This window comes from Streptomyces coelicoflavus (assembly GCF_003112555.1).
Taxonomy (GTDB): domain Bacteria; phylum Actinomycetota; class Actinomycetes; order Streptomycetales; family Streptomycetaceae; genus Streptomyces; species Streptomyces coelicoflavus.
Genome location: NZ_BEWB01000013.1, coordinates 304,457 through 311,566 on the forward strand (window position 1 = coordinate 304,457; position 7,110 = coordinate 311,566).

Here is a 7,110-nt window from a genome sequence, read left to right on the forward strand (position 1 = left end):
GGCCGTTCTCCAGTGCGTGCCGCGGCGACTGCCGCGGCGACCGCAAGGAGGGCTTGTAAGTGAAGAACCTGAAGAAGGCAGCGGCCGTGACGATGGTGGCCGGCGGGCTGATCGCCGCCGGCGCGGGCATGGCCTCCGCTACCGACGGCGGCTCCCACGCCCACGGCGAGGCCATCGGCTCCCCGGGCGTCGTCTCCGGCAACCTGGTCCAGGCGCCGATCCACATCCCGGTCAACGCCGTCGGCAACAGCGTCAACGTCATCGGCGTTCTGAACCCGGCCTTCGGCAACCTGGGCGTCAACCACTGACCCCGGTCGCGAACGATGCCTGCGGCCTCCCGGGCTCCTGGGAGGCCGCATCGGCATCATCCAGCCCGTCCGGCGTTTGAGGACGAGGCCGTTCAGGCCGAATGCGGGGGTCTGGGGGCGCAGCCTCCGGGACGGTGACACCAGCACGGAGCACAGACCGGAGAAACGGTCACCGCATCCCCCGCTCCACCACAACGGAGTTGTACGCCGCGACCTGCGCCCGCCGAGCCACCCGCTCCACCGGCCTGAGCGCATCCCCCCGCGCGGCCATCTCGGACGCGCTCACCGCACCCCCGTGCCCGTTCTCGGACGCCAGCGACACCAGCACCCCCACCCGCTGCGCCAACTCCAGCACCCGCACCGCCCGCGGCGGATACCCCGGCGCCAGCACCTCCCGCCCGGACGACCGCTCCGCACGAGCCCGGTACGCCGCGACCGCCGCCTCCGCCACCGGCCCCGACCCGGCCACGTCCAGCCGCGTCAGCACCTCCGTCGCGTCCCGCAGCGCCTCCGCCAGCTCCCGCTCCGCCTCCCCGAGCGAGGGCACGTCCGCCGGCGGCGCCTCCCGCACCACCAGGCAGTGCCACACCACCTCGACGTGCACGTCACCCGCGGGCCCCGCCTCGTACACCTCCGGCACCAGCCCCAGCGCCGCCCCCTCGCAGATCACCGCCTGCTCGGCCTCCAACGCCCGCGCGTTGAACTCCGGCGGCCCGCTCAGCCCCAGCGGATGCCCCGGCGCGGGCAGCGCGACCCGCAGCCCACTCGCCCCGAGCGCCCGCAGCCGCCCCAGCGCCAGCGTGAGACCGACCGGCGCGTCCTCACCCGGCAGCCCCTCCACCCGGTGCACCGCGTCCGCGCCCACGATGGCGACCGCGGCGTCGTCCGGTGAGACCATTCCGGCAATAAGGGCATTTCCCCAGGCGGCAAGGCGCCCTGCGCGTGGTTCCGAGAGCATGCCCCCACCCTAAGGACCGGACCGATGGAACGGTGAAGCCGACCGGTGGCGTAGATTTCCTGGAGGGGCCTGCGCCCACCGGCGCCGCGGCCCGAGCAACAGGTGTACGCGACAGCCGAGACCGGCCACAATGCAAGGGGAGACAACGCGCTCATGAGCGATGTTCTGGAGCTTCAGGACGTATCCGTGGTCCGCGAGGGCCGGGCTCTGGTGGACCAGGTCTCCTGGTCGGTCAAGGAGGGCGAGCGCTGGGTCATCCTCGGCCCCAACGGCGCCGGCAAGACCACCCTCCTCAATGTCGCGTCCAGCTACCTCTACCCGAGCAGCGGCACCGCCACCATCCTCGGCGAGACCCTCGGCAGGCCGGGCACCGACGTCTTCGAACTGCGCCCGCGCATCGGCGTCGCCGGCATCGCCATGGCCGACAAGCTGCCCAAGCGCCAGACCGTCCTGCAGACCGTCCTGACCGCCGCGTACGGCATGACCGCCGGCTGGCAGGAGGAGTACGAGGACATCGACGAACAGCGCGCCCGCGCCTTCCTCGACCGCCTCGGCATGACCGAGTACCTGGACCGCAGGTTCGGCACCCTCTCCGAGGGCGAGCGCAAGCGCACCCTGATCGCCCGCGCCCTGATGACCGACCCTGAGCTGCTCCTCCTCGACGAGCCGGCCGCCGGCCTCGACCTGGGCGGCCGCGAGGACCTCGTCCGCCGCCTCGGACGGCTCGCCCGCGACCCCATCGCACCCTCCATGATCATGGTGACCCACCACGTCGAGGAGATCGCCCCGGGCTTCACGCACGTCCTGATGATCCGTCAGGGCAAGGTCATGGCCGCGGGACCGCTGGAACTGGAACTCACCTCCCGCAACCTGTCCCTCTGCTTCGGACTCCCGCTCATCGTCGAGCAGGCCGGGGACCGCTGGACCGCGAAGGGACTCCCGCTGACCTGACCCGCCCCCCGTGCGCCCTGTCCCCGACGGTCCCAACGGACCTACCATGACAGCGTGAACGACATCGATGCATGGGTGTGGTGGCTCGTCGCCGCGGCAGCGCTCGGAATCCCGCTCGTCGTGACCGCGATGCCGGAGTTCGGAATGTTCGCCGTCGGCGCCGTCGCCGCCGCCGTCGCCTCCGGACTGGGCGCGGACCTGGTCGTCCAGGTCCTCGTCTTCGTCGTCGTCTCGGTCGCCCTCATCGCCGTCGTACGGCCGGTCGCCGCCCGACACCGCGCCCAACAACCCCAACTGGCCTCAGGCGTCGACGCGCTGAAGGGCAGACAGGCCGTCGTCACGGAGCGGGTCGACGGCTCCGGCGGCAGGATCAAACTCGCCGGGGAGATCTGGTCGGCACGCGCCCTGGACACCGGGCGTTCCTTCGAGCCCGGTGAGGAAGTGGACGTCGTGGAGATCGACGGGGCCACGGCCGTCATCATGTGACCCCGACGTGCCGAAAGTGGCCCGAACGGCCCCCGAGTCGTGCGACGGTCTGTCAGACTCGACCAGCAAGATCCTCAACAGCCGTAAGATCAGCAGTAGTCAGAGCCAGACAGCTCAACGGGATCTGCCGGAGCGCCGAGGCGGAGAAGGGGACGGACACCCACGATGGAACCGGTCATCATCGTCCTGATCATCCTGGTGGTGTTGGTCTTCATCGCCCTGATCAAGACCATCCAGGTCATCCCACAGGCCAGCGCCGCCATCGTCGAGCGCTTCGGCCGCTACACGCGGACCCTCAACGCGGGCCTCAACATCGTGGTCCCGTTCATCGACACCATCCGCAACCGCATCGACCTGCGCGAACAGGTCGTCCCCTTCCCGCCGCAGCCGGTCATCACCCAGGACAACCTGGTCGTCAACATCGACACCGTCATCTACTACCAGGTGACCGACGCCCGCGCCGCTACCTACGAGGTCGCCAGCTACATCCAGGCGATCGAGCAGCTCACCGTCACCACCCTGCGCAACATCATCGGCGGCATGGACCTGGAGCGGACCCTGACCTCCCGCGAGGAGATCAACGCGGCCCTGCGCGGCGTCCTCGACGAGGCCACCGGCAAGTGGGGCATCCGCGTCAACCGCGTCGAGCTCAAGGCCATCGAACCGCCCACCTCCATCCAGGACTCGATGGAGAAGCAGATGCGCGCCGACCGCGACAAGCGCGCCGCGATCCTCCAGGCCGAAGGTGTCCGGCAGTCCGAGATCCTGCGCGCCGAGGGCGAGAAGCAGTCCCAGATCCTGCGCGCCGAAGGTGAGGCCAAGGCCGCCGCCCTGCGCGCCGAGGGCGAGGCCCAGGCCGTCCGCACGGTCTTCGAGGCCATCCACGCCGGCGACCCGGACCAGAAGCTGCTCTCCTACCAGTACCTCCAGATGCTCCCGAAGATCGCCGAGGGCGACGCCAACAAGCTCTGGATCGTCCCCAGCGAAATCGGCGACGCCCTCAAGGGCCTCTCCGGCGCCATGGGCAACCTCGGCGGCCTGGGCGGCGGTTCGGGCAGCGGCAACGGCGGCGCGAGCGTCCCGGCCCAGGAACGCCGCGAGAAGCCGTCGATCGACTAGCGAGCACTCGACCCCGCCGGGGGACCCCCGCGCCCATAAGGGGCGCGGGGCTGTACCGATGTGCGGCTCCGCCGCGTGAGCGCGCCCAGCCACGAACGGCCCGCACTCGAGGCAGAACACCCAAGCCCCGACGGCGCAGCCGTCACGCAGCGTCCAGAACCAACCACTCCGGCAACGCGGCGAAGTCGTCCCGGGCCAGCGCCAGCAACATCGCATCCGCGGGAGTCGGCTCGAACGGCTCCCGCAACAACGGCATCCCCGCCTGCTCCGGCGTCCGGTTCGCCTTGCGGTGATTGTCCTCCGCGCACGAGGCGACCGTGTTCAGCCACGTGTCCTGCCCGCCGTGCGACCGCGGCACCACGTGGTCGACGGTCGTGGCCCGCCGCCCGCAGTACGCGCACCGGTGCCGGTCCCGGACCAGCACCCCCCGCCTCGACCACGGGGCACGTCTTCGGAACGGCACCCGTACGTACTGGCACAGCCTGATCACCCGCGGCGCGGGTATGTCCAGCGCGGCTCCGCGCATCCGCAGCGAGGGGTGGGCCTGCTCGACGACGGCCTTGTCCTGGAGCACCAGAACGACGGCCCGATTCAACGTCACCGTCGACAACGGCTCGAAGCTCGCGTTCAGTACCAGCGTGTCCCGCATACCAGCCCACCTCCCGTGCGCACCGGCCCACCCCCTGGCGGGCTGGGAACAACTCTGGCCGGGCACGCCGGGATGGACAACGCAATATCTGCTGCTCCCACGAGGGATACCCCCGCGCCACCCCCCGCAACAAAAATGCCCGCCCCTGATCCATTCCAAGACCGGGGGCGGGCAAACGTTCCATGAACGCCGGGAACACTCAGCTGTCCGCGGGCACCTCGTACTCACCGATCAGCTGGGCCCGCGCGATCGTGTGGAACCGCAGATTGAAGCCGACGAAGGCGGGGGTGCCGTCCGCGTCGGGGCCGAGCTTCTCCTGGTCAACGGCGTACACCGTGAACACGTACCGGTGCGGGCCGTCCCCGGCCGGCGGCGCGGCACCGCCGAACTCCTTGCCGCCGTAGTCGTTGCGGGCCTGTACGGCGCCCTGCGGCAGCCCCTCGAACGCGCCGCTGCCCGCGCCCACCGGCAGCTCGGTCACCGAGGCCGGGATGTCGAACACCACCCAGTGCCAGAACCCGCTGCCCGTGGGGGCGTCCGGGTCGTAGCACGTCACGGCGAAGCTCTTGGTCTCGGCCGGGAATCCCTCCCACCGCAGCTGCGGCGAGGTGTTCCCGGCCGCGTAGACCTGAGCGTCCTTGAGCGTCCCGCCCTCCTGCACGTCCTCACTCGTGACGGTGAACGACGGCACGGGCGGGTGGAAGTCATGGGGGAGCGGACGCCGCTTCAGCTCGGTCACCTCGGTACCTCCTGATGTTCTGGTGCAGAGACGACCGAGCCTACGGGCTTCGGCCCCGGATCCCTCAGAACCAGTTGCGCTTGCTGCCGACCTCCGACAGCCACTGGTTGAGGTACGCCGTCCAGTCGGTGCCCTGGTAGTCGTTCAGCCCGACCTTGAACGAACGGAACGTGTCGCTGCCCTCGCTGAACAGCCCGGGCTTCTTGTCCATCTCCAGTACGACGTCCATCGCCTGCGCGTCGGCCACGAAGCTCAGCTCGACCTGGTTCAGCCCGCGGTACTGCTGCGGCGGGAAGAACTCGATCTCCTGGTAGAAGGGGAGCTGCTGCCGCGTGCCCCGGATGTGACCGCGCTCCATGTCCGCGTTCTTGAAGCGGAAGCCCAGGCCGATGAACGCGTCCAGGATCGCCTTCTGCGCCGGCAGCGGGTGCACGTTGATCGCGTCCAGATCACCGGAGTCCACGGCGCGCGCGATCTCCAGCTCCGTGGTGACGCCGATGTTCATCCCGCGCAGGGACTGCCCGTCGATCATGGTGATCGGCGTCTCCCACGGGATTTCGAGCCCGAAGGGCACCGCGTGCACCACGCCGGCCTTGAGCTGGAACGCGCCACCGAGCCGCACCTTGGTGAACTCGATGTCCTGCTTGTACTCCTGGTCGCCGCTCTCCACCTCGACCTTGGCCTGGAGCCCGACCGACAGCCCCTCGATCTCCTGGTCGACGGACCCTCCCTGGATCCGCACCTCGCCCTGGACGACACCCCCCGGAACGACGTTGACCTCGTGCAGCTCGGTCTCGACCGAGGCCCCGCCGGCCCCCAGGCTCGCGAGCAGCTTCTTGAACGCCATGTCTCTCCCTCTCCAGGCTTTACGTGTGGATCCTCGATCCATACAAACGCGATCCGGCCGTGGCCGGTTCCGCGCCCCACACCCTGGCAAGGCGGACGCTCCCCGACCACCCCGCGCACGGCCCCGGCTGCGTTACGCTCGGACGGCATGATCGCGAGCCCCGACCGTACGCCCCTGCCCAGGAATTTCTTCGACCGCCCCATCCTCGAGGTGGCCCCCGACCTCCTGGGCCGCATCCTGGTGCGCAACACCCCGGACGGTCCGATCGCCCTCCGCCTGACGGAGGTGGAGGCCTACGACGGTCAGAACGATCCCGGCTCCCACGCCTACCGCGGTCGCACACCCCGCAACGACGTGATGTTCGGCCCGCCCGGACACGTGTACGTCTACTTCACGTACGGCATGTGGTTCTGCATGAACCTCGTGTGCGGTCCCGAGGGCCGGGCGAGCGCGGTTCTGCTGCGAGCCGGCGAAATCATCGAGGGTGCCGAGCTGGCCAGGATCCGTCGGCAGTCCGCCCGCAACGACAAGGAACTGGCCAAGGGCCCGGCCCGCCTCGCGACCGCCCTGGGCGTGGACCGCGCGCTGAACGGCACGGACGCCTGCACCTCCGAGGACACCCCGCTGCGCATCCTGACGGGCGCCCCCGTCCCCGGTGAACAGGTGCGCAACGGACCCCGGACCGGTGTGGCCGGCGAGGGCGGCGTGCACCCCTGGCGCTACTGGGTCGCCGACGACCCCACGGTCAGCCCGTATCGGGCGCATGTCCCGAGGAAGCGCCGAAGTTGACTCTCCTTTGGGAGACGCGTAATGTAGCCCGAGCCGCTTGACCCGGGTACGGCAATCGCCAGCAGCCGGAAGCGGCCAACCCACTACCTACGACTTCCCTTAGCGGGAGCGATTTCGGCGTGCCCGCATGCCCGAATTCGAACTCGCCGGACCCGATTATGAGTCCGCGGAGAAATCGGCTAACGTAGTGAATGTCGAAAGGCCGAGGAGCGAAAGCCCAAAGCCGGAGACAAATCCCGCCGACAGGGAATCGGATCGAAAAGG

8 protein-coding genes and 1 pseudogene are annotated in these 7,110 nt (G+C 69.9%); 5 read left to right on the top strand and 4 right to left on the bottom strand.

The genetic code is table 11. The features are described 5' to 3' along the window. Positions 1-59: 59 nt before the first annotated feature. Positions 60-308, top strand: a complete 249-nt coding sequence (gene chpE / locus Sco07f_RS30540; RefSeq protein WP_007388332.1) for a chaplin ChpE — start codon at positions 60-62, stop codon at positions 306-308. A 169-nt stretch (positions 309-477) separates the two neighbouring features. Here the strand turns inward: chpE and Sco07f_RS30545 are convergent, their stop codons facing one another. Further along, positions 478-1,266, bottom strand: a complete 789-nt coding sequence (locus Sco07f_RS30545) for an Rv1486c family protein (RefSeq protein WP_007388341.1) — start codon at positions 1,264-1,266, stop codon at positions 478-480. Between the two features lie 153 nt (positions 1,267-1,419). Between Sco07f_RS30545 and Sco07f_RS30550 the strand changes: the two are divergent. From Sco07f_RS30550 to Sco07f_RS30560, 3 genes and pseudogenes are all read left to right on the top strand, one after another. Continuing rightward, positions 1,420-1,950, top strand: a pseudogene (locus Sco07f_RS30550) (ABC transporter ATP-binding protein); the annotation flags it as partial. 321 nt (positions 1,951-2,271) lie between these two features. Then, on the top strand, positions 2,272-2,703 hold the full coding sequence (locus Sco07f_RS30555; protein WP_007388330.1) for an NfeD family protein: 432 nt from the start codon (positions 2,272-2,274) through the stop codon (positions 2,701-2,703). 165 nt (positions 2,704-2,868) lie between these two features. Next, positions 2,869-3,822, top strand: coding sequence for an SPFH domain-containing protein (locus Sco07f_RS30560; RefSeq protein ID WP_087791681.1), 954 nt, complete (start codon positions 2,869-2,871; stop codon positions 3,820-3,822). A gap of 142 nt (positions 3,823-3,964) precedes the next feature. Here the strand turns inward: Sco07f_RS30560 and Sco07f_RS30565 are convergent, their stop codons facing one another. From Sco07f_RS30565 to Sco07f_RS30575, 3 genes are all read right to left on the bottom strand, one after another. Continuing rightward, positions 3,965-4,471, bottom strand: a complete 507-nt coding sequence (locus Sco07f_RS30565; protein ID WP_007388340.1) for an HNH endonuclease — start codon at positions 4,469-4,471, stop codon at positions 3,965-3,967. Positions 4,472-4,670: 199 nt separating this feature from the next. Continuing rightward, complete coding sequence (locus Sco07f_RS30570) at positions 4,671-5,210, bottom strand: YbhB/YbcL family Raf kinase inhibitor-like protein (protein ID WP_108989711.1); 540 nt, start codon at positions 5,208-5,210, stop codon at positions 4,671-4,673. Between the two features lie 64 nt (positions 5,211-5,274). Further along, on the bottom strand, positions 5,275-6,057 hold the full coding sequence (locus Sco07f_RS30575; protein WP_007388338.1) for a sporulation protein: 783 nt from the start codon (positions 6,055-6,057) through the stop codon (positions 5,275-5,277). Positions 6,058-6,204: 147 nt separating this feature from the next. Here Sco07f_RS30575 and Sco07f_RS30580 point away from each other — a divergent pair, with 147 nt between their 5' ends. Then, positions 6,205-6,846, top strand: a complete 642-nt coding sequence (locus Sco07f_RS30580) for a DNA-3-methyladenine glycosylase (RefSeq protein ID WP_007388328.1) — start codon at positions 6,205-6,207, stop codon at positions 6,844-6,846. Positions 6,847-7,110 lie beyond the last annotated feature (264 nt).